Genomic DNA, 21,345 nt, shown 5'->3' with positions numbered 1-21,345 from the left:
TTACGCTGTTAATTTATTGTGCTTTACCAAAATCGGCTTTGCCTTATCTTTTACCGTCTCTTTTGAGATCACGATATCGTAGTCTTTTAGCTCTGGCAGATCATACATTATATCTGTCATGAGCTCTTCCATTATGCTTCTAAGCCCTCTTGCTCCAGTCTTTCGCTCGATAGCAAGGCTCGCTATCTCTTCAAGCGCCTCATCATCAAATTTAAGCGTAGCGCCGTCAATCGCACAGAGCTTTTGATATTGTTTTAATATCGCATTTTTTGGCTCGGTCAAAATTTTAACCATATCCTCTTTTGTTATCTCATTTAAAGTAGCAACCACGTGAAGTCTGCCGATTAGCTCTGGGATGAGGCCGTACTTTACAAGATCGTCTGGCTCAAGCAGGCTTAGCAAATTTTCTTTTTCATTTTTGCCACGTTTTTCTTGGTTAAAGCCAAGTACGTTTTTACCAACTCTGCGCTCGATGATGTCAAGAAGTCCGTCAAATGCACCGCCGCAAACAAATAAGATATTTGTCGTATCTATCTGTATGAAGTCTTGGTTTGGATGCTTTCTGCCGCCTTTTGGTGGGATATTTACGACGCTGCCTTCGATGATCTTTAAAAGCGCTTGCTGCACGCCCTCACCTGAAACGTCTCTTGTGATGCTTCTGTTTTCGCTCATTCTAGCGATCTTATCGATCTCATCGACAAAGACTATACCCTGCTCCGCCTTTTTCACGTCGCCATTTGCAGCTTGCAAGAGCCTTGTAAGGATGTTTTCAACGTCCTCGCCGACATATCCAGCCTCAGTTAGGCTTGTCGCATCGCAAATCGCGATAGGCACATCAAGAAATCTCGCTAAAGTCTGAGCCATCAACGTCTTGCCGCTTCCAGTTGGGCCAACAAGCAAGATGTTTGATTTTGAAATTTCAGTGTCGTCTTTGATGTCGCTTTGTTTAAAAATTCTCTTATAGTGGTTATATACGCCGACGCTAAAGACCTTTTTAGCCCTATCTTGACCGATCACGTAGTTATCAAGTACCGCTTTTAGCTCCTTTGGTGTGAGCTTTTGATACTCTATCGCCTCATCATTTTTACTCTCTTCTACACTCGTATCACCATGTATCATATCGTATGCTGCTGCTATGCAATACTCGCATATATAGGCGTTTCCTTCGATGTCTGCTAATAACCTTCTCTCAGCAGACTCGGCCTCGCCACAAAAATTACACTTTCTAGCCATTAATCTCTTCCTTTTGCAAGCGGAATTCCTCTTGTAGTTTCTAATATAAATTTACACATTTTTTTAACATTTTCGTCGCTAGTTTTTACGATCAGCTCGTTTGCTTGATCTTTTAGGCTGATGCCTTGATTAAACAAAAATTTATAAGCGCGAACAAGCTCTTCAACCTGCTCTTTGTCAAATCTACGCCTAATGCCAACTAAATTTAAGCTTCTTATATAGGCTCTGTTGCCCTCAGCTAGGCAAAATGGCACTACATCTTGACTGAGCGCACTTGCCCCTGCGACCATGCAGCTTTCCCCAACTCTTACAAACTGATGAATAGGCGTAAGACCGCCCACAACAGCGTAGTCGCCAAGCTCTACGTGGCCTGCTAGAGTTGCGTTGTTTGCCAAAATGACGTTACTACCGATGATGCAGTCATGTGCGATGTGAGAATATGCCATGATAAAGGCGTTATCTCCGATCCTTGTTATGCCATCGCCCTTGTGCGTGCCTGAGTTTATCGTGCAAAACTCACGTATAGTTGCGTGCTCGCCGATAATGACGCCAGTATCAACCTCATCTTTATAGCTGATATCCTGCGGGATGTCGCCTACGATCGCATAGCTAAAAATGCGAGAGTTATCGCCGATCTTGGTCTTGCCAAGCACCCTAGCACCTTGCTTTATCGTGACGTTGTTGCCAAGGACCGCATCTTTGCTCACAAATGCGTAAGCCTCGATATTTGCGTCATCTCCAATGATCGCTCCATCTTCTATAACGGCTGTTTGGTGGATATTTTTCATTTTTTCTCTTTTTCTTAAGCAAAAGCCTATTTATCGACTATCATCGCTTTAAGTTCAACCTCGGCGCATAGCACATCATCGACATATGCTTTGCCCTCAAGCACCCAAATATTTCCCTTGTGTTTTAGCACGTTTAATCTATACTCTAGCCTATCTCCAGGGCGGACTGGATGGCGAAATTTCGCTCCGTCTATGCTCATAAAATAGACCACTTTGTTCTCGATGCCAGCTTGGTGCTCGTCACTCATACTCTTAAACGCTAGCACGCCGCCAGCTTGCGCCATACCCTCAATGATCATCACGCCAGGATAGATCGGGTGACCCGGGAAGTGCCCCTGAAATATCGGCTCGCCAATGGTTACATTTTTATAAGCGACGATGTTTTTTGCAGGATCAAGCTCGACAACTCTATCGATAAGCAAAAATGGAAATCTATGTGGGAGAATTTTTTGAATTTCTACGACGTCTATCACGTTTTAGCCTTAGTAATGTAAATTTTGGCAGATTGTAACAAATTTATACTAAGAAAAAAATTATTAACCTCTTTTAAAATCTCTGAAATTTAGCATTAATAGGTCTAAATTTAGCCCTCTAAAACCAAAATTTCTTCGCTGTCGTTATAAAAAGCAGCCTTTGCGTAAATTTCGTAGCTGCCCTTTTTGACCTCGTCTAGGATGATGATAGGATTTTGTGAAAACTCCCCGCTTATATCACGGCGAAATTTCATCTCAGCGCCAAGTTCAAGCGGCCTTTTACAAAGCTCATCAACGCTTTTAAATTTGCTATTTGTAAATTTATTAAAGCGCTCTATGCTCATAAAAACTACGCCCTCTTTTAGCTCATCGTCCATTTCGCAGTCACGCTCCACATTTAGCTTTAAGCTCTCTCTTTTAAAGCCAGAGTAGAGCACAAAGTAGCTTGGCACCACAACTGCTTCAAATTTCACACTAGCGCGCAAGAGTCTGTAGTTTAAAAACCTTCTTCTAAAAAGGTGAAATTTCTCTCTTCTCGCTTCGCACTCGCGCACATTTTTGTAAAGCTCAAGTCTCGCTTCTATGCTTCCATAAAGTGCCCTTGCGCGAACATCGCTCATTAGCTCACTTTGGGGCAAATTTTGCGAGTCACGCTGCTTTTTTAGCGCAAAGACGCAGCCGCAGTAGTTTTGGTGATAGAGTTTGTCTTTTTTAGCGAGGATAAACTGCTCGCTTGTGCCGCCATTTTTTCTATAATCAACCGCAACCGCTTCTAAATTTGAGCCAGCCACTGCCTCATCAAGCGCCCTTTTAAGCTGAGAAAAGTCTTTTTTGGGGCTCATCAAAAGCGTCGTCGTGATCTTATTTAGACCAAGCTCAAGCGCCTTTTTGGCGGAGTCTGCCATGCGAAAATGAAAGCAGTACTCGCACCTTTTGCCCTTTTCTGGCTCATCTTCAAGCCCCTTTGTGCCACCAAGCCACGCTTCGTAGTCGTATTCGCCACATATTAGCTCGATGCCTAGCTTCTCGCAGCTTCGCTTCACGTCCTCAAAACGCAGTAAAAACTCACTATATGGATGTATGTTTGGATCGTAAAAATAGCCTACTATTCGTTCATTTGGATAATCTTTTCGTAGGCGCTGTAAAAAGTAGTGGCTATCGACCGAGCAGCAGATATGAACTAGCAAATTTGACCTTTTTTGCTTGCATTATATCAAAGTTTGCCCTCATAAAATTTAGCTGCGTCGAGGTATTTTTTAAGGACATTTTGGCTTGATAGATCATCAAATTTACCAAAAGCCACTTGATTGCCAGATTCGATTATTAGCACCTTTTTGGCTATCTTCATCGCACTTAGGATATCGTGCGTGATGAAAATTATGCTGATATTTTCATCCAAGCTTAAAAGCAAATTTATGATCTTTTGCTTTGTCTCATTGTCAAGTCCGCTTGTTATCTCGTCGCAGATTAAAATTTTTGGTTTTGAAAGAAGCGCTAGCAAGATCCCGACCCTTGTCGCCTCGCCGCCACTTAGCTGAGAGGGAAATTTCTCTAAAATTTCATCTTTTAAATTTAAATTTACCATTAGCTCCTTAAGCTCATTTTCGCTAAAACTAAGCTTTAGATACGATCTCACGTGGGCGATGGCTGTTTTTACTTTTAGCGCTGGATTTAGGGCTTGTTTTTGGTTTTGCAAGATATATCTGATATCTTTTTTGAGCTCATTTTTGTCCGTGATCTCTTCATCGTTTATATAAATTTTGCCCCCACTTTTTTGCTCGCTAAATGATATAAGCTTTGCAAGCGTGCTTTTACCACTGCCACTTTGACCCAAAATGGCTAAATTTTCGCCATCATCAAGCTCGAAATTTATCCCCTCTAAAAGGTGCAACACTTCAGCCTTAGCGTTAAAATGTTCCTTAAAACTTAAACTTTTTGAGACGTTTTTGAGCCTTATTTTCACGCATTTTCCTTTAAATTTAGCCGCCCATCTCTCATCTGCCAAATTTCATCACTAAGATAGTTCGTTAGCGCCTCATCGTGCGAGATAAAGATGACGCTCATCTTGCCCTTTAGACTCTCCAAGATGCCTGCCACGTGGCTACCGCTAATGCTATCAAGCCCGCTTGTTATCTCGTCGCAGACTAAAATTTTTGGCTTTAAACAAAGCGCCAGAGCTATCTGCACACGGCTCGCCTCACCGCCACTTAGCTCGTATGAGTATTTGTGCCAGATGAGATTTGCATTATCTAGCCCAAACTCCCTAAAATAAGCAAACGCAAGCTCTTTATTCGCCCTTTTGTCGCCATCAAGATAGGCATTAAAGTGATCGCCCACGTTTAAGAGCGGATGAAGGCTGGCAATAGAGTTTTGAAAAACAAGCGCAGCGACCTTTCGTCGGTGCTCTTTTAGCTCGTTTTGGCTTAAATTTAAGATATCTCGCCCAGCTATCTTAAATTTATCCGCCCTCACTCTAAATTCATCATCAAAAAGCCTTATTAAGCTCTTTGCAAAGAGCGATTTGCCACTGCCACTTGCACCCGTGATACCTATAAATTTACCCTCGCTCATGTCAAAATCAAGCTCACGCAAAAGCTGCCTATCTTTATAAAAAACGTTTAAATTTTTAATCTCTATCATATTTTTATATTGCCATTTTTTAAATTTGAGGTGATGATCGAGGTTGCAAGGATGAGCAAAAATAGCGTCACGCCAGGGAAAAGCACCATCCACCAAGAGCCAAGAAAAAGCGCTTCTTTGCTCTCATTTAGCATGATGCCAAGGCTTATTTTGTTTGCATCACTTCCCACACCAAAAAAACCAAGCGTGGCCTCCATGACGACCGCATTTATCGCGTTTATGCCAAAGATGCTAACTACAAGATGCTTTAAATTTGGCAAAATTTCAAAGCAGATAAGGCTAAATTTACCAGCGCCATTTATCACAGCTTGCTCGGCGTAGTCGCACTTTTTATTAAGCCTTAAATTTTGCATAAAGACTTTTGCACCCTGCATAAAGGAGCAAATGGCGATGATAAAAGATGTTATAAAGATATCTCCGCTACTAAATGAGCTAAAAAGCATGATAAAAACGATGTTTGGTATGCTCAAAAAGGCATCAAGCCCCTTATCAAAAAGGCTCTCGCAAACACTGCTCTTGCTCGTGCCAAAATATGCGTAGATGAGCGAAAAAAGCGTCGTTAAAAAGCCAGCTAAAAGCAAGACAAGAAGCGAGTTTTTAAGCGCATAGGCAACTCTTATGAGATTGTCCCTGCCTAGGATGTCAGTGCCAAAGATATGCTCGCTACTTGGGGCTAAATTTACCGCCATAAAGTCAGTGAAATTTGGCTCAAATTTAGAAAAAAACGGCGTCACAAAGGCAAATAAAATAAGTGCCAAAAAGACAAAACAGGCTAGAAAAAATATGACTTTTCTCATAAATTTCTCTTATCTGCTAATATTGCAAAAATTTTAGCTAGCAAATTTGCAAAAACGACAAAAACAGCCGTTAGCAAAATGGTCGCAAGTGCGACTGGGTAGTCCTTGGCAATGACTGCATCAAGGCTAAGCTTGCCTATGCCCGGAAATGAAAAAATGCTCTCAATCACGTATGAGCCAGTAAAAACGCCAGCCACAAGGGTTGCAAAATAATAGACTATATCGGTGCTTGCGTGCTTTATGGCAAAGAGATAAATTTTGCCCCGCCCCAAGCCTCTTGCGTGAGCCGTCTGGATAAAGTCGGCGTTTAGGCTTTGATTTAGCGTGTCTCTTACAAATTTCACGTTTGCGCCAAGGTGTGGCAAGATGATGGCAAGCGTTGGCAAGATGATAAATTTAGCTCCTACACCGCTATATCCTAGCTCGTTTGCGCCAGAGCTTGGCAGCACGTTTAGATAGACGCTAAAGATCGCTATTAGCACGAGTGCGATATAAAAATGCGGCAATGAAGCCAGCAAAAAGGAGCTAAAATTTATAAAGATGTCGGCAAATTTATTCTTATAAATGGCACTTAAAAGCCCCAAGAAAAAGGACAAAAAAACTATCAGAAAAAATGAGGCAAAAAATAAGATAAGCGAGTTTAAAAGCCTCTCTTTAATGAGTAAAAAAACGCTTGCTCCACTTACAAAACTAGTGCCAAAGTCCCCCATGACAAAGTGAGCTAGCCATCTAAAATACTGCACAAAAAAGCCATCTTTTAGCCCCAAATTTTCTAAAATTTGCTCTTTTATAGCCACGCTCACCGCCTCACTTCGCAAAAACATCGCATCAGTGACGTTTCCTGGCAAAAAATATATGAGCAAAAATAGAAAAAATGAGATAAAAAACAGCAACCCAAGGCTTGAGATCGCTGTTTTTAAAATGGCTCTAAACAAAGTTTTTATCCACTATTTTACTTGCCACTCTCTTATATTCCATAAAAATCCAGCCCCGTGATGTCCCAAAATTTGCGTCTTGATGCCTGAAATTTTGTTGTTAAAAACGAGCGGATAGTCAAGATAGGCTATAAAAATGTAAGGTGGGTTTTCATGAAGCGCTTTTAGAAATTCTTTGTAGTGCTTTTTCCTAAGCTCCACGTCCTTTGTATATCTAGCGTTTTTTAAGGCAAGATCGACGTTTGCGTCCTTGTAGTGGCTAAAGTTCCAGCCATTTTCATTTACGCTCACATCGGCAAATCCGCCAAAAATTCTATACGTATGAAAGTCTGGATCAAACGGGCTTCCCCAGCCGATCACAAAGCTATCAACCTTACTTATGCTAAAGGCTGTTCTTGGCTTTGCGTAGGCTTTGGCTTTTACGCCAAATTTATTTAGCTCGCTGCTTAAAATTTTGGCTAGATTGACCCTTAAGATGTCGTTATTAAAGGCGTAGATGTCAAAGCCAAGCTCCTTGCCATCCTTTTCAAAAAAGCCAGCCTTATTTTTCTTAAAGCCGCTCTTTTCAAGTAACTCTTTAGCCTTTGCAGGATCGTAACTAAATTTAAACTCCTCATCATTTGCAAAGCTTTTTTCTATCGGATTATTCGCTACGCTTGCATATCCGTGAAATAAATTTTTAACGATCTCATCTTTATTTACAGCGTAGTTTAGGGCTATCCTTACATTTTTATCTTGAAAAAGAGGATCTTCAAAGTTAAACATCAAAGCCCTATAGTCCGCACTTTTAAACTTAAGCAAGCTTAATTTTTTATCATCTTTTATGAAATTTACACCAGTTGGAGAAATGAGCGCAACGTCGATCTCACCGCTTTTAAGCCCAACGAGCCTTAAATTTTCATCACCAACTATCTTTAAAAATAGCCTTTTTATCTTTGGCTCGCCTTTATAGAATTTCTCATTTGCCACAAACTCCAAACTCTCATCTTTTTTCCATTTTACAAGCTTGTATGCGCCAGTTCCTACTGGGGCGTCATTAAATTTATCAGTTGCGATATCTTTGCCCTTTAAAATGTGCTCAGGCAAAACGCCAAAGCTAAGTGCGTCAAGAAACGGTGGAAACGGCTCACTAAGCGTGATCTTTACTTTATAATCTCCTAAAATTTCAACGCTTTTTACCACCTCGTAGTTTGAGATAGCAGGCGCGTTTAGCTTCTTATCTTGAGCCGCTTCGATGGTAAATTTAACGTCCTTTGCGCTAAATTTCACCCCGTCATGCCAAAAAGCATCATCTCTTAGCTCAAAAATATACTCCAGCCCGTCATCACTCACCTGCCAAGACTTGGCAAGCTCAGGCACGACGTGGCTATTTTCATCGTGGCTAGTAAGTCCAGAAAAAACCAGCGAAAGCGTAGGATCGTGATCCTCGTCATAGAGTGGATTTATACGAGGTGTTTGCTCCTCGATAGCGACCACAACGGCATTTTCATTTGCATAAGCAAAGGCAGAAAACAACAAAAACAATAAAGCCAAAAATCTCTTCATCACTCGCTCCTTTGTTTAAAAAATATTTGACAAATAGTAATACGAAATGCATAAAAGTATTATTAAGATAAGTATAAATTTAATGTATAGAAAATTTGAAATTTCTAACTATCTTTTAACCTTTTTTAAAGTAAAATCAGGGCTCATTTTAGCTGACAAAAAGGTAAATTTCACAATGGATAAAAAGAAAAAAATAGCCCTAATCACCGGCATCTGCGTAGTCTCACTTTTGCTTATCTACACGCTTCTTGGCTTTTTTGGTCTGCCTTATGCTATCAAAAATATCGCGCCAAAATACCTAAAAGACTACAACGCAACGCTTTTTGTAAGTGATGCTAAATTTAACCCATTTACCTTCGAGCTAAACGCTACAAATGCCGAGCTAAACACCACTTCTCCGCTTTTTAGCACGAAGCAGATCGACCTTAAGCTAAAGCCATTTTCTATCTTTAAAAAGCTAGTTGAGATAGACATTTTTAGGCTACATGAGCCAAAAGTAAAGATCGTAAGAGATAAAAAAGCAAATTTTAACTTTAGCAATTTTATAAGCGATGATAACGCAACTAGCGAAGATAACAGCACTAGCTCGATAAATTTCGCGCTAAATAACGCAAAAATCATCAAAGGCTCATTTTCATATAGCGACCAAAATTTAACAAAGCCATTTAATGTAAGCTTTGATGATATAAACTACGAGCTAAGCTCGCTAAATACGAAGAAAAATAGCGCTGGCAGTCACATCTTTGACTCAAACTCAAGCCTAGCGCACAAGATCGATCTAAATGGCGATATCAAGCTAAATCCACTAAAAATAGAGGGCAACGTCAGCATAAAAGACTTTAGCATAAAGCCAGTCGCGATAAGTTTTATCGATAATGACACGTTAAATCTAAAAAATGCCATCATAAACTTAAAGATAAACTACGCTTTAAAAGCCGATGAGAACGCAACTGGGATAAATTTAAAAGATGGCTTTTTAAGTGTAAAAGGACTAAGTTTAGATGAAGGCGCAAATGAGCTTAGCCTTGGCGAACTTGAGCTTCCAAAATTTGATCTTGATAGTAAGATAGCTGATAAAACGGAGGCTGCGCTAAATTTAAGTGCTATAAATTTAAATGATATCTCTTTTAAAAATGCTACCTCTGCAAGCGTAAAATCACTAAATTTAAGTGATATTTCGCTTCTTGCAAATTTAAATGAAAAAAGCGAGCTAAACGCCACAGCCAAGCTAAAAAGCATAGGTGCAAACGCTCTTAAAATAGATGAAGCAGATAGAAATTTAGCAAATTTAAAAGATATAAATGCTTCAAATTTAAATCTAAATTTAGCAAATAACAAAACCGCTCTAACGCTTGAAAAAATAGCACTTAATGGCATCAATGCGCCACTTAGCAAAAGCGCAAGTGCAAATGTAGCAAGTGCTGGCGTGACAAATACAAGCTTCACAATGGATGGTAACAAAAGCCTTGCTAGCCTTGATGAGCTAAACGTAAAAAACATAGAGCTTAAAGCAAAAAATAAAGATATAGCAAGCGTCGCTGATGTGGGGGTAAAGAGCATAAGCTTTGATCTTTTAAAAATGGTTCTAAATATCGCTAGTGTCGATGTTAATAAGCCTAAATTTACTTCAGAACTAAACGACAATGGTCTAAGCGCTGTAAATGAGCTAGGATTTGGCGAGCAGAGCGCAAAACCTGCAAAAGCGGCAAAACACACCAAAAAAGTAGAGAAAAAGACTGAAAATAAAAGTGCTTCAAAAAGCAAAGAAAATGAGTTTAAATTTGATATAAAAAATATAAGCGTAAATAACGCTGACATCGCTTTGACACACCTTTTTGAAGGCGAGAAGATCGCTCATAAATTTGATAATCTTTTTGTAAAAGTAGCAAATTTAAGTAGTGATTTTAGCAAGCCATTTGACGCAAAAGTGGCTATGAAAAGCTCACAAAAGCTAAATTTGGATGTTGATTCAAAGATAAAGATCGAGCCACTTGACGTGAGCGCAAAAATCAAGCTAAATGATACAAATTTACCAAAGTATTTTGCCTACGCAAAGCCCTTTTTAGAGGCCGATCTAGCTAGCGGACAGCTCGAAAGTAGCGCTGAGATAAGCTACGCAAAAGATATCAAAGCAGACGCAAAAGTTAGCATTAAAGATATAAGATTAAACGGCAAAAAAGCTGAAAAACTAATCGCCTTTAAAAGCCTTGATCTTGAAAAAATTTCATTTGCCAAAAACGACCTTGCTATAAGCGGAGTGAGCTTAAATTCTCCATTTATCAAGGCTCATCTAAGCAAAGAGCGTAAATTTAACCTATCTCAGATCGTAAAAGAGGATAAAAATAAGGCTAAAACCGAGGCAAAACCTGAGAGCAAAAAAGTAGCTAGCAAAAAAGAGGACGAGCTAAAATTTAGCGTTAAAAACTTCTCTTTAAAAAATGGCGAGGTTGATTTCTCGGACGCATCGCTATTTATGCCATTTGCCACAACGATCTCAAAGCTAAATGGCAAGCTCACTGACATCGATAAAAAGCACCCAAGCTCAGGCGAGTTTCAAGGTGTGGTTGGCAAAAATGGCTTTGCGCAGATCACTGCAAAACTTTTTCCATTTGAGCTAAAGCAAAATACCGACATAAAGCTTGACTTTAAAGATATCGATCTAACTGATATAACGCCATATAGTGGGCAATTTGTGGGCTATAAGATCAAAAAAGGCAAGCTAAATTTAAATCTAAACTATAGCGTCACCGACTCAAAACTAAATGGCTCAAATTTTATAAATTTTGACTCTCTTACACTTGGAGAAAAAGTCGAGTCAAAAGATGCTGTAAATTTACCGCTATCCCTTGCTATATCGATACTTAGCGATCAAAATAATCAAATAAACATCGATCTGCCAGTTGAGGGAAATTTAGACGATCCTGACTTTAAATATGGCGGCGTCATCTGGGCTGCAGTGAAAAAGCTCTTTGCCGACATCACGCTAGCTCCATTTAGATTTTTAGGCAACGCCTTAGGACTTGGCAGCAAAGATCTTAGCTCTATTGATTTTCTTGCAGGAAGTAGCGAGCTTATAAGCTCAGAAGCGCCTAAGATAGCTGATTTTATAAAGCTAACTGGCTCAAAACCTAAAATGAAGCTTAGCATAACGCCAACATACTCAAAACTCGATGAGAGCTTTTATAAAAACAAAAAACTAGATCAAAAGATCAATCAAATCATCGCTTCAAGCGGCAAAGACTACATCGCGGTTTTAAATGAGCTTGCGCCAAATTTAAAAGATAGAAGCGAAAAAGCCTTAAGAGAAGAGGCGCTAAAAGGCATCGAAGTGGGTAAAGAAAAGCTTGTAGAGCTTGCAAATGAGCGTGCAAATGCGGTAAAAGAGGCACTTATAAAAGCTGGGCTTGAGGCTGGCCGCATAGATATGAACGATGCAACAAGCTCAGAGCCTAAGCAAAACACCTACACAAGCGTGCTAATGGGAGTGGCGAACTAAATTTCATTTATTTCGCTGCTTCTTGCATTATAGACAAACCAGCTAAGAAGCATAAGCATCATAAATGCGCCAAAAATAAGGCTTGCATAAAAATATAATTTAAAATCAGCTCCGAGCAAATTTGCGTTGTGAAGGGCGATCATGACGCCAGCTAAAGCGATTAAATAGCCAATTAACTTGATGATGAAAATTTTTGGATTTACAATGATCAGCAAAAGGCCGCAAAGTATGATGCCAAGGGCTATTTGTAAATTTGAAACGTCAGCTTGAGCGTTTGAGCTAAGTGTTAAAAAGCCAGCTAAAAGCGCCATTAGTATCATTAAAACTGCATAAACCACCCTGCTTCGTCCAAAGCCATACATAAAGCAAACAAAGCCCTTATTTTGCCTGTTATAATCCATTTTTCGCTCCTTTTGGAAGTTTGCTTATTTTAATGCCAAATTCTTAAATAACGGCTTTAATCTGAAATTTCACTCATTTTGGCTAATATTTTGCATCTTAAAAAAGGAGCAAAAATGCCTTATGTAAATATAAAAATAGCAGGCCCAGAGCCTACAAAAGAGCAAAAAGATCAAGTGTTTAAAGAGGTGACCGAGACGCTTGTGAGGGTACTTGGCAAGAAAAAAGAGGCGGTTATGATATTTATAGAAACTCACGATGCTGGCAATATCGGCGTAGGCGGCGAAAGCGTAGAGAATAAGAGAAAGGGGATAAAATGAGCGAATTTAGCAAAGCAGACATGGAAAGAAAGATAACACTTGAGGTTGGCGACAAGGCGCCAGAGTTTGAAGCGCTAAATCAAGACGGCGTAAAGGTCGCACTAAAGGACTTTGTAGGCAAAAACGTAGTGCTTTACTTCTACCCAAAGGACAACACTCCAGGCTGCACGACTGAAGCTTGCGAATTTAGCGCAAACTACGATCAGTTCATCAAAAATGACACCGTTATCATCGGCGTTAGTCCAGATAGCGTGAAGTCTCACGTTGGCTTTATCGCAAAGCAAAATTTAAAGCACATCCTCTTAAGCGACGAGGATAAAGAAATTTCAAAGCTTTATGGCGTTTGGCAGGTCAAGAAAAACTACGGCAAAGAGTATCTTGGCATCGTTAGAAGCACCTTTGTGATCGGTAAAGACGGCAAGATAGCTAAAATTTATAAAAGCGTAAAAGCCAAAGACCACGCCGCAAAAGTGCTAGCTGATCTTGTAAAATAAGGAGCAAAGATGAAGCTTATAAAAATGCTAATTTTAAGTGCGTTTTTTGCGCTAAATTTATCAGCACTGACTGAAGGTGTTGAGTATCAAACTCTAGCAAAACCGCTTAACGTGCCTAAAAACTCAGTCGTCAAGGTCTTTAGTTACGACTGCCCTCACTGCTATAAATTTGATCGAACGATCACAAGAAAGCTGATGGCAAAGCTTGACGGGGTCAAATTTATCCCATATCACCTAAGCACCAAAGGCAAGCTTGGCGAGACTACAAGTAAAATTTTCGCCGCTCTTATATCGATAGATGAGGCAAATGGGACTGATCTGCTAAGTGATGAGTCTAAATTTAAGCAAGCTAAATTTGCGATCTACAAAGCAAGGCACGATGAAAAAGATGACTTTAATGACGGCAAAGATAAGCAAAGATTTATCGATCTAGCACTAAATGCGGCTCACGTAAGCAAAGATGAGTATGAAAAAGCGTTAAATTCAGATCGTGCAAAAGAGCTTTTAAACGAGTGGTTTGCCTCTTATGATGTAGCAAGTATCAGCGGTGTGCCAGCCTTTGTGGTAAGCGGCAAATATCTAATAAATTTAAGTGCAGCATCATCGATCGATGAGATGGCAAGGACGATAAAAGAGCTTTTAGATAAGTAACTTTAGCCTAAAATTTACGGACATTTTGGGCTTAGAAATGTAAATTTAAAGCAATTTTAGATAAACTCGGATCAAATTTCTAAAAAAGAAAGGTTTAATTATGAACGCTTCAGAATTCATCTGGATGGATGGAAAATTAGTCAAATGGGACGATGCAAAAGTACACGTTCTAACTCACTCTTTGCACTACGCTAATGCTGTATTTGAGGGCACAAGAGCTTATAAAACAAAAAAAGGTCTAGCTATTTTTAGACTCAAAGACCACACAAAAAGACTTTTAAGATCAGCAAAAATGACCGTTTTAAATGTGCCTTACACTGAAGAAGAGCTTGAAAAAGCACAGATCGAGCTACTTCGCGCAAACAAATACAACAGCAACGTCTACATCCGCCCACTTATCTTTTTAGGATACGGCGTAATGGGCGTAGCGCACACAAAAGCACCGGTTCAAACTGCTATCGCTTCATGGGAATGGGGTGCTTACCTTGGAGATGAGGGCCTAGAAAAAGGCATCAGGGTTAAAATTTCAAGCTTTGCTAAACTAGCTCCTGCTGCTCAAATGAACAGAGCAAAAGCTAGCTCAAACTACCTAAGTTCACAAATGGCAAACTACGAGGCAAAAGAGGCTGGATACGACGAGGCACTACTTCTTGATAGCGAGGGCTTTGTAGCTGAGGGCCCAGGCGAGTGCTTCTTCATCGTTGAAAATGGCGCATTGATCACTCCACCAAATGACAACAGCCTACTTAGCATCACTCAAGATACAGTCATAAGACTTGCTCACGACCTTGACATCGAAGTAAGAAGAGAGCGCATCACAAGAGATCAGGCATATACAGCTGACGAGGCGTTTTTTACTGGCACTGCAGCCGAAGTAACACCGATAAATAGCATAGATAACCGCATCATCGGCAACGGCGCTAGAGGTGAAGTGACAAAGAGACTACAAAAAGCTTACTTTGACGTAGTTTATGGTCTAAACAAAAAATACGAATCATTTTTAACATATATTTAAGATTTAAAGGAACGAAATGCCCGCTGATTTAAATGATTATTTCAACAAAAAAAAGCCAGGTAATGACAACAGGGGCTCTAGTCAAAATAACGACAAAGAGCCGCCTTTCAAAAAGGATTTTAAAATGCCAAATATACCAAGCGGCTTTGGCAAATTTGGTGCACTAGCCTACATCATAATCGCCATTATCGCGATCCTTGCTATCACTCAGCCATTTAAAGTGATACACTCAGGCGAAGTCGGTATCAAAGCCACAGCGGGTAAATACGAGCCAAATCCTCTGCAGCCAGGCTTTCACTTCTTTTTGCCATTTATCCAAGACATCATCATCGTGGATACCAGAGTTAGGATCATAAACTACACTTCTGGCGAGGATATGGGCGAGTCAATGCAAAAGTCATATCAAGGCGTTGGCGCTGGAATTTTACGCAAAAACTCTATCTCGGTTTTGGACGCTAGAAATTTACCAGTTAGCATCGATATCACCGTGCAGTACCGCCTAAATCCAGAAAATGCACCTCAGACTATCGCCTCATGGGGCCTTAGCTGGGAGAGTAAGATCGTCGATCCTGTCGTTCGTGACGTGGTTCGCAGCATAGCTGGTAAATACACAGCCGAAGAGCTACCGACCAAAAGAAACGACCTAGCTAGACAGATCGATGATGGCATAAGAAAAGACATCGACTCACAGCCAAACAAGCCAGTCGAGCTTCTAACTGTGCAGCTTCGTGAGATCATCTTGCCTTCAAAGGTAAAAGAGCAGATCGAGCGCGTTCAGATCGCTAAACAAGAGGCTGAGAGGACAAAATACGAGGTCGAGCGTGCAAATCAAGAGGCTCTAAAACAAGCCGCTCTTGCAGAAGGTAGCGCAAAAGCTGCGATCATCGAGGCAAAGGGTAAGGCTGACGCCATCAAGATTGAAGCTGACGCGACTGCTTATGCGAACAAAGAGATCGCAAAAAGTGTCGATCAAAATTTACTAAATTTAAAGCAGATCGAGACACAAAATAGATTTAACGATGCTCTTAAAGAGAACAAAGACGCCAAAATTTTCTTAACACCTGGCGGGGCTGTGCCAAATATCTGGCTAGATGCAAAAGATAGGGCAAAAGCTAGCTCGGTTAGCGAAAGGTAAAAATGAATAGCGTAGCAAAAAGTATAGACTGGCAAAAGGTTGGTGGTTTACTCCCGGTGGTGGTTTGTGATCACGCTACAAACGAGGTTTTGATGCTTGCTTATATGAACGAAGAAGCACTAAATTTAAGTCTATCTAGCCGCTACGCTCACTACTTTTCACGCACTAAAAATAGAATTTGGAAAAAGGGCGAAGAGAGTGGCAACACGCAAGAGATCAAGGCTGCATTTTTAGACTGCGACAACGACACCTTGCTTTTAAAAGTCGTTCAAAACGGAGGCGTCGCTTGTCACACTGGGGCAAGGTCTTGCTTTTTTAACGAGATAAATTTAGAAAATTTAGAAATTTCAGATGAAAAAAGCGAAGTTAAAAAGCCAAGTTACGGCGTCATTGACGAGCTTTATCATGTTATAGAAGATAGAAAGCTAAATGCAGATCCACAAACTTCATACGTGGCAAGTCTTTTTAAAAAGGGTGAAAATCAAATTCTAAAAAAAGTTGGCGAAGAGGCAGGCGAGTTTATCATGGCTGCAAAAGATCTTAGTTTTGCCAAGCAGACAAAACAAGATGAGCAAAAGGCAAAAAATGACCTCATCTATGAAGCAGCTGATCTTTGCTTTCACGCGCTTGTGGCGCTTTCATCCCACAACATACATCCAGATGCCGTCAAAAACGAGCTTGCAAGACGTTTTGGCATGAGTGGCATCGAAGAAAAAAGATCGCGAGATGTTAAATAGCATCAAGCACAACATACTTTTCATACTTCAAAATGCCAAACTTATCGACTTTCTAACCTATGGTTGGGTGTTTTTAGCATTTATATTTATCGTGCTTTTAGGAATTTTTGTTGCGATAAAGTCGTGGTGGCAGATAGGATTTTTATTTATCCTAGCTGGTTTTTTGGGACTTTTTGCAGGCAATTGTTACGCAAACAAATATATAAATGAAAATCTAAGACCAGTTAGTATAAGCAAAATAAACACAAAGCAACTTCAATATGTCGATGCCTTGATGGTTGATTTTAACATCACAAATAATTCAAACTACACATTAAACGTTTGCAAAATCGAGCTTGGCTTCTACCTTGGCTCAAAGCAAAGCACGAGAAATTTTCTAAATTCACTAAACCCTTTTGCTAAAAAAAGGATCATTTTAAATGAAGCGCTTTTACCAAAACAGAGCAAACAAATAAGAGAATTTGTCAATGACTTTGCCTTCATTGACTACAATATCACCAAAAAAGCGGAGTGTTTTTGATGAGCTCAAACTACTTTACGATCGTTCATATCATCGTTCTTTTTGCGATCGCACTACTTTCTATTTTATTTCTTGTGCTCTCACTTAGAGCTGAGCGAAAGCTATTTTTATCACTGCTTTTTACAAATATTTTGGTCTCAACCACACTTGCCATCTTTTTGATGCTCGTACTTGACAAATACACCAAAAAAGGCATAGTCGAGGGCGTAAAGAGCGAACGAGTGTTGAGAAATGAAAGCATTGTATTTCGAGGTCAAGTAAGAAATGTCGGCAAATTTACTATTAGCAAATGCACCCTTACAATTAAGCTCATAAATCAGCCACTAAACAAAAATGACCTTGGCGGAGAGGCGCTTTTTAAACCAAGTGGAATTTCATTTTTCTCATGGGTTTTTGGAGGGGATGAGGATGAGAGACCAAACACCGTGGCATATAAATTTGACGTAGCTCAAAATTTACCAAAGCAAAAAGCAGTGCCATTTACTGTGACTATGCCCTATCCACCATATTTTAAAAATGGTATGAATATCACAAAACTTAGTTGCTACTAATAAATTTAGATAAATTTTTTAGTATTTATTGCATTTTATAAGTAGTTATAAACTGGCTAAATTTCTCTTAAATTTAAAATAGCTCAATACCTAAAAATAAATTTAAATATGAAATTTTAAACCAAAGCCAAAAAGGCAATGGTTTAAAATTTAGTTTTAATGTCTTGAAAGATAGTTTGTATCGTAGTTGTTGCTTAAAAAGTCTTTGTTTTCCATCATGGCGATGTGAAAATCTTTCGTTGTTTTGATGCCACTTATTATGAGCTGGTCAAGAGCTACTTTCATCTTGTGAATGGCTCTGTTTCTATCAGTGTCCCAAACTACAAGCTTGCCGATCATACTGTCATAATACGGCGGTATAGAGTAGTCTTGATAGATGTGGCTGTCCATTCTCACATTGCGGCCACCTGGACAGACGTATTTTGTGATCTTGCCAGGGCACGGAGTGAAGGTATTTGGATCCTCAGCTGTGATCCTGCACTCGATCGCATGGCCTTTTAGCTCGATGCTTTTTTGTGACGGTAGCTTTTCACCCTCGGCCACTTTTATCATAAGCTCAATGATATCAAGTCCGCTTACCATTTCGCTAACTGTGTGCTCGACTTGAAGCCTTGTGTTCATCTCAATGAAGTAAAAGTCTAAATTTTTATCAACCAAAAACTCAAACGTACCAGCTCCCTCGTAACCTATCGCTTTTGCCGCTCTTATGGCAGTTTCGTGCAGCCTAGCTCTTGTTTTTTCATCAAGCAAAATAGCCGGGCTCTCTTCGATCAGCTTTTGATGACGGCGCTGCATAGAGCAGTCGCGTTCACCTATGTGAAGCACGTTGCCATGGCTATCGCCGATGATTTGAACCTCGATGTGGCGTGGGTTTAAGATATATTTTTCCATATACATTGTGTCATCACCAAATGCACTCATCGCCTCGCTCTCAGCCGACCAAAATGCTTTTTCTAAATCAGCCTCTTTTTCAACCACGCGCATACCGCGTCCGCCACCACCTGCAGCAGCTTTTAGTATGACAGGGTAGCCTATCTTTTTAGCTAGCTCTTTTGCTACTTTTGTGTCAGCCACAGCGCCGTCTGAGCCAGGGATGACTGGCACGCCAGCTCTTTGCATGACCTGTTTTGCCTTGCTCTTATCGCTCATCAAAGCCATCGCAGCAACGCTTGGTCCAATGAATTTGATCTTGTGGTGTGAGCAAATTTCAACAAAATTTTGATTTTCACTTAAAAAGCCATAACCTGGGAAGATAGCGTCTGCTTCGCTGATCTCAGCTGCGCTTATGATAGCTGGGATATTTAGGTAGCTATCACTTGAGCGCTCTTTACCGATGCAAATGGCCACGTCGGCGTATTTTACGTAAAGCGCGTCTTTGTCAGCGGTTGAATAAACTACAACGGCTTCTTTACCCATCTCCTTTATCGTTCGCAAAGCACGAAGAGCGATCTCGCCGCGGTTTGCGATTAAAATTCTTTTTAATTCCATTAATTTTTCTCCACGCCAAATAACGGCAATCCAAACTCAACTGGCTGTCCGTCAGAGACTAGCATCTCAGTGATCTGGCAGTCAAACTCAGCCTCGATCTCGTTCATGATCTTCATAGCTTCGATGATGCCCACTACATCGCCCTTTCTCACTCTTTGGCCTGCTTTTACAAATGGAGCAGCGCCTGGGCTTGGAGCAGCGTAGAAAGTACCTACCATAGGAGATTTTATGCTATCTTTTGGCGAATTTGCAGCTGGTTTTACCTCTGAGCTAACGACAACATTTACAGGTGTTGGCGCTGGAGCTGCTGCTTGTGCCACTGGCTTCGCAGGCGCGCAATAATCAGCAAATTTCTCTACCTCGACCTCAAAATCACCACTTTTTATCTTGATATGATTCATCTCCATACCATTAAAAAATTCGATAAGCTCTTTTATATCTTCTTTTTTCATAGAAAATTCTCCTAAATTTTTATATAAGCCCCTAATTGTAGCGAAATTTAAATAAATTTAATTTTTAGCTGGCAAAAATTTTGTGCTAAATCCTACTTTTTTCTAGCAAATTTATAAACCAAAACAAAGTAAAACTAAGCATAACCAAAACAAGGCTTAAAGCGAGTGCCTGATCGTTTTTGTCGTCATAGACTGCGTTATAGATAGCAAGCGAGATGGTGTCTGTTTTGCCTATGATATTGCCGCCTAAAATGAGCGTTATACCAACCTCACCAAACCCTCGCGAGAGCGCTAGGATAAAGGCTGTAGCCACGATATTTGCTGGGGCGTAAAGTGCTTTATCTATCAGGATAAAACTACCAAATTCATCCTTGTGCGCGTTTAGCTCAGTTTGATTGATAAAGTCAGCATCAACTTCGCCGCTTAATATATAGGTAACGACCTATGTTACGCCAGCAACTGCTAAAATTTTATCCTTTAGCTCGCCCTCTAAATTCGCTTTTTGCATAAATTCACTAGCTCTTTTGCCTGCGCCAAATTTCGCTAAAATGGTATAATCTCGCCAAAAAACAAAAGGACAGACATGAACGAACTTGAGCTAAAGATGCAAGGCAAGATAGATAGGCTAACAGATAAGACTTTTAGGCTAGATCCAAGGATCGGCGAGGGCTACTTTACGGCGAAATATTTTCTAAAAGTAAATGAGATAATTAAGCAAAATTTGCCTAACCAGCACGTGACGATGCAGTTTTTTCAAAGGCGTGATGATATCGTGCTTTGCGGCATCGACGAGGTTTTAGCTATCATCAATAAATTTGCCAAAAATCCAAGCGAGCTTGAAATTTACGCACTTAATGATGGCGATATCATAAACGCAAACGAGCCAGTTTTAAAGATAAGCGGCAAGTATGAAAATTTTGGCTTTTTAGAAAACGTCATCGACGCGACACTTACTAGAAGAAGCTGCGTGGCGACAAACTCTAGAGACGTGATAAAAGCGGCAAATGGCAAGGATGTCTTTAGCATGGCAGACAGGCAAGATGACATCTGCACGCAGCCAGGCGACGGATATGCCTCATTTATCGGCGGCATCAAAAAGGTCGCCACAGACGCTCAGGGCGAGCTTACAGGGCTAAAAGGTGGTGGCACCATGCCTCACGCACTCATTCAAATGTGTGGCGGAGATGTGGTGAAGGCTTGCCAAATTTACGCTAAAACCTTTGAAAGCGAGCAGATCACGGCCTTAGTGGATTATAACAACGACGTGATCACGGACGCACTAAAGGCAGCAAATGGACTAAAAGAGAGGCTTGGCGCGGTCAGAGTTGATACTAGTAAAAATTTGATAGATAAGTATTTTGAAGGCAAAGATACGAGCAAATTTGACCCGCATGGCGTTTGCAAGGAGCTTATATTTGCCCTAAGAGAGGTGCTTGACAAAGCTGGCTTTAAGCACGTCAAAATCGTCGTTAGTTCGGGTTTTAATCCGCAAAAAATGAGCGAATTTGAGAAATTTAACACCCCAGTTGATATTTATGGCGTGGGAAGCTATCTTGTTAAAAATGATATTTGTGGTTTTACAGGTGATCTAGTCGAGCTAAACGGCAAAAATGAAGCCAAATTTGGCAGGAAAAATTTTGCTTCAGATAGACTAAAAAGAGTTAAATTTTAGGAGA

At 40.3% G+C, this 21,345-nt stretch carries 22 protein-coding genes and 1 pseudogene; 10 read left to right on the top strand and 13 right to left on the bottom strand.

What is annotated here, in order from left to right:
* From clpX to G6W42_RS02530, 9 genes are all read right to left on the bottom strand, one after another.
* On the bottom strand, positions 1–1,233 hold the full coding sequence (clpX, locus tag G6W42_RS02570) for an ATP-dependent Clp protease ATP-binding subunit ClpX (protein ID WP_021088133.1): 1,233 nt from the start codon (positions 1,231–1,233) through the stop codon (positions 1–3).
* A complete protein-coding gene (gene lpxA, locus G6W42_RS02565) occupies positions 1,233–2,021 on the bottom strand; it encodes an acyl-ACP--UDP-N-acetylglucosamine O-acyltransferase (protein WP_194172834.1) in 789 nt (262 codons plus the stop codon). Before lpxA ends, clpX begins: the two co-directional genes overlap by 1 nt.
* A 26-nt stretch (positions 2,022–2,047) precedes the next feature.
* The gene (fabZ, locus tag G6W42_RS02560) at positions 2,048–2,494 is read right to left on the bottom strand and encodes a 3-hydroxyacyl-ACP dehydratase FabZ (RefSeq protein WP_194172833.1); all 447 of its coding nucleotides are present in this window, start codon (positions 2,492–2,494) and stop codon (positions 2,048–2,050) included.
* A gap of 110 nt (positions 2,495–2,604) precedes the next feature.
* The gene (locus G6W42_RS02555; protein WP_194172832.1) at positions 2,605–3,681 is read right to left on the bottom strand and encodes an epoxyqueuosine reductase QueH; all 1,077 of its coding nucleotides are present in this window, start codon (positions 3,679–3,681) and stop codon (positions 2,605–2,607) included.
* Between the two features lie 26 nt (positions 3,682–3,707).
* Positions 3,708–4,457, bottom strand: a complete 750-nt coding sequence (locus tag G6W42_RS02550; RefSeq protein WP_194172831.1) for an ATP-binding cassette domain-containing protein — start codon at positions 4,455–4,457, stop codon at positions 3,708–3,710.
* Positions 4,454–5,134 (bottom strand): ATP-binding cassette domain-containing protein, encoded by a 681-nt coding sequence (locus tag G6W42_RS02545; RefSeq protein WP_194172830.1) that lies wholly within the window; start codon positions 5,132–5,134, stop codon positions 4,454–4,456. The genes G6W42_RS02550 and G6W42_RS02545 overlap by 4 nt, the downstream gene beginning before the upstream one ends.
* The gene (locus G6W42_RS02540) at positions 5,131–5,931 is read right to left on the bottom strand and encodes an ABC transporter permease (protein WP_194172829.1); all 801 of its coding nucleotides are present in this window, start codon (positions 5,929–5,931) and stop codon (positions 5,131–5,133) included. The genes G6W42_RS02545 and G6W42_RS02540 overlap by 4 nt, the downstream gene beginning before the upstream one ends.
* Entirely contained in the window at positions 5,928–6,866 is a 939-nt protein-coding gene (locus G6W42_RS02535; protein WP_103646345.1) for an ABC transporter permease, read from the bottom strand. Before G6W42_RS02535 ends, G6W42_RS02540 begins: the two co-directional genes overlap by 4 nt.
* 12 nt (positions 6,867–6,878) lie before the next feature.
* Positions 6,879–8,411 (bottom strand): ABC transporter substrate-binding protein, encoded by a 1,533-nt coding sequence (locus tag G6W42_RS02530; protein ID WP_194172828.1) that lies wholly within the window; start codon positions 8,409–8,411, stop codon positions 6,879–6,881.
* Positions 8,412–8,586: 175 nt separating this feature from the next.
* Here G6W42_RS02530 and G6W42_RS02525 point away from each other — a divergent pair, with 175 nt between their 5' ends.
* A complete protein-coding gene (locus G6W42_RS02525) occupies positions 8,587–11,907 on the top strand; it encodes a DUF748 domain-containing protein (RefSeq protein ID WP_194172881.1) in 3,321 nt (1,106 codons plus the stop codon).
* Here the strand turns inward: G6W42_RS02525 and G6W42_RS02520 are convergent.
* Positions 11,904–12,308 carry a hypothetical protein gene (locus G6W42_RS02520; protein WP_194172827.1) on the bottom strand — a complete coding sequence of 135 codons (405 nt, stop codon included), beginning with the start codon at positions 12,306–12,308 and terminating at the stop codon, positions 11,904–11,906. The genes G6W42_RS02525 and G6W42_RS02520 overlap by 4 nt on opposite strands.
* 114 nt (positions 12,309–12,422) lie before the next feature.
* Between G6W42_RS02520 and G6W42_RS02515 the strand changes: the two genes are divergently transcribed.
* The 8 genes from G6W42_RS02515 (at position 12,423) to G6W42_RS02480 (ending at position 17,729) form a co-directional block, all read left to right on the top strand.
* On the top strand, positions 12,423–12,626 hold the full coding sequence (locus G6W42_RS02515; protein WP_194172826.1) for a tautomerase family protein: 204 nt from the start codon (positions 12,423–12,425) through the stop codon (positions 12,624–12,626).
* Positions 12,623–13,120, top strand: coding sequence for a thioredoxin-dependent thiol peroxidase (gene bcp, locus G6W42_RS02510; RefSeq protein ID WP_194172825.1), 498 nt, complete (start codon positions 12,623–12,625; stop codon positions 13,118–13,120). The genes G6W42_RS02515 and bcp overlap by 4 nt, the downstream gene beginning before the upstream one ends.
* Positions 13,121–13,129: 9 nt before the next feature.
* Positions 13,130–13,771: a thiol:disulfide interchange protein DsbA/DsbL gene (locus G6W42_RS02505; RefSeq protein WP_194172824.1), complete on the top strand. Its 642-nt coding sequence runs from the start codon at positions 13,130–13,132 to the stop codon at positions 13,769–13,771.
* Between the two features lie 100 nt (positions 13,772–13,871).
* Complete coding sequence (locus tag G6W42_RS02500) at positions 13,872–14,786, top strand: branched-chain amino acid transaminase (protein WP_002939975.1); 915 nt, start codon at positions 13,872–13,874, stop codon at positions 14,784–14,786.
* Positions 14,787–14,802: 16 nt separating this feature from the next.
* Positions 14,803–15,921, top strand: coding sequence for a prohibitin family protein (locus tag G6W42_RS02495; RefSeq protein ID WP_194172823.1), 1,119 nt, complete (start codon positions 14,803–14,805; stop codon positions 15,919–15,921).
* Positions 15,922–15,923: 2 nt separating this feature from the next.
* Positions 15,924–16,658 carry a bifunctional phosphoribosyl-AMP cyclohydrolase/phosphoribosyl-ATP diphosphatase HisIE gene (hisIE, locus tag G6W42_RS02490; protein WP_194172822.1) on the top strand — a complete coding sequence of 245 codons (735 nt, stop codon included), beginning with the start codon at positions 15,924–15,926 and terminating at the stop codon, positions 16,656–16,658.
* Entirely contained in the window at positions 16,648–17,178 is a 531-nt protein-coding gene (locus G6W42_RS02485) for a DUF2393 family protein (protein ID WP_194172821.1), read from the top strand. The genes hisIE and G6W42_RS02485 overlap by 11 nt, the downstream gene beginning before the upstream one ends.
* Positions 17,178–17,729 (top strand): DUF2393 family protein, encoded by a 552-nt coding sequence (locus G6W42_RS02480; RefSeq protein WP_021088134.1) that lies wholly within the window; start codon positions 17,178–17,180, stop codon positions 17,727–17,729. The genes G6W42_RS02485 and G6W42_RS02480 overlap by 1 nt, the downstream gene beginning before the upstream one ends.
* Positions 17,730–17,885: 156 nt before the next feature.
* Here the strand turns inward: G6W42_RS02480 and G6W42_RS02475 are convergent, their stop codons facing one another.
* From G6W42_RS02475 to G6W42_RS02465, 3 genes and pseudogenes are all read right to left on the bottom strand, one after another.
* A complete protein-coding gene (locus G6W42_RS02475; RefSeq protein ID WP_194172820.1) occupies positions 17,886–19,217 on the bottom strand; it encodes an acetyl-CoA carboxylase biotin carboxylase subunit in 1,332 nt (443 codons plus the stop codon).
* Entirely contained in the window at positions 19,217–19,669 is a 453-nt protein-coding gene (gene accB, locus G6W42_RS02470) for an acetyl-CoA carboxylase biotin carboxyl carrier protein (protein ID WP_103598658.1), read from the bottom strand. Before accB ends, G6W42_RS02475 begins: the two co-directional genes overlap by 1 nt.
* An 85-nt stretch (positions 19,670–19,754) precedes the next feature.
* A pseudogene (locus tag G6W42_RS02465) lies at positions 19,755–19,982 on the bottom strand (molybdate ABC transporter permease subunit); the annotation flags it as partial.
* Positions 19,983–20,252: 270 nt separating this feature from the next.
* Here G6W42_RS02465 and G6W42_RS02460 point away from each other — a divergent pair.
* A complete protein-coding gene (locus G6W42_RS02460) occupies positions 20,253–21,341 on the top strand; it encodes a nicotinate phosphoribosyltransferase (protein ID WP_194172818.1) in 1,089 nt (362 codons plus the stop codon).
* The last annotated feature ends 4 nt before the right edge of the window (positions 21,342–21,345 follow it).

This window comes from Campylobacter concisus, assembly GCF_015230015.1.
In the GTDB taxonomy this organism is placed as follows: Bacteria; Campylobacterota; Campylobacteria; order Campylobacterales; family Campylobacteraceae; genus Campylobacter_A; species Campylobacter_A concisus_AF.
The sequence above is the reverse complement of the archived record's forward strand: the minus strand, read 5'-3'. Positions and strand labels throughout refer to the sequence as shown.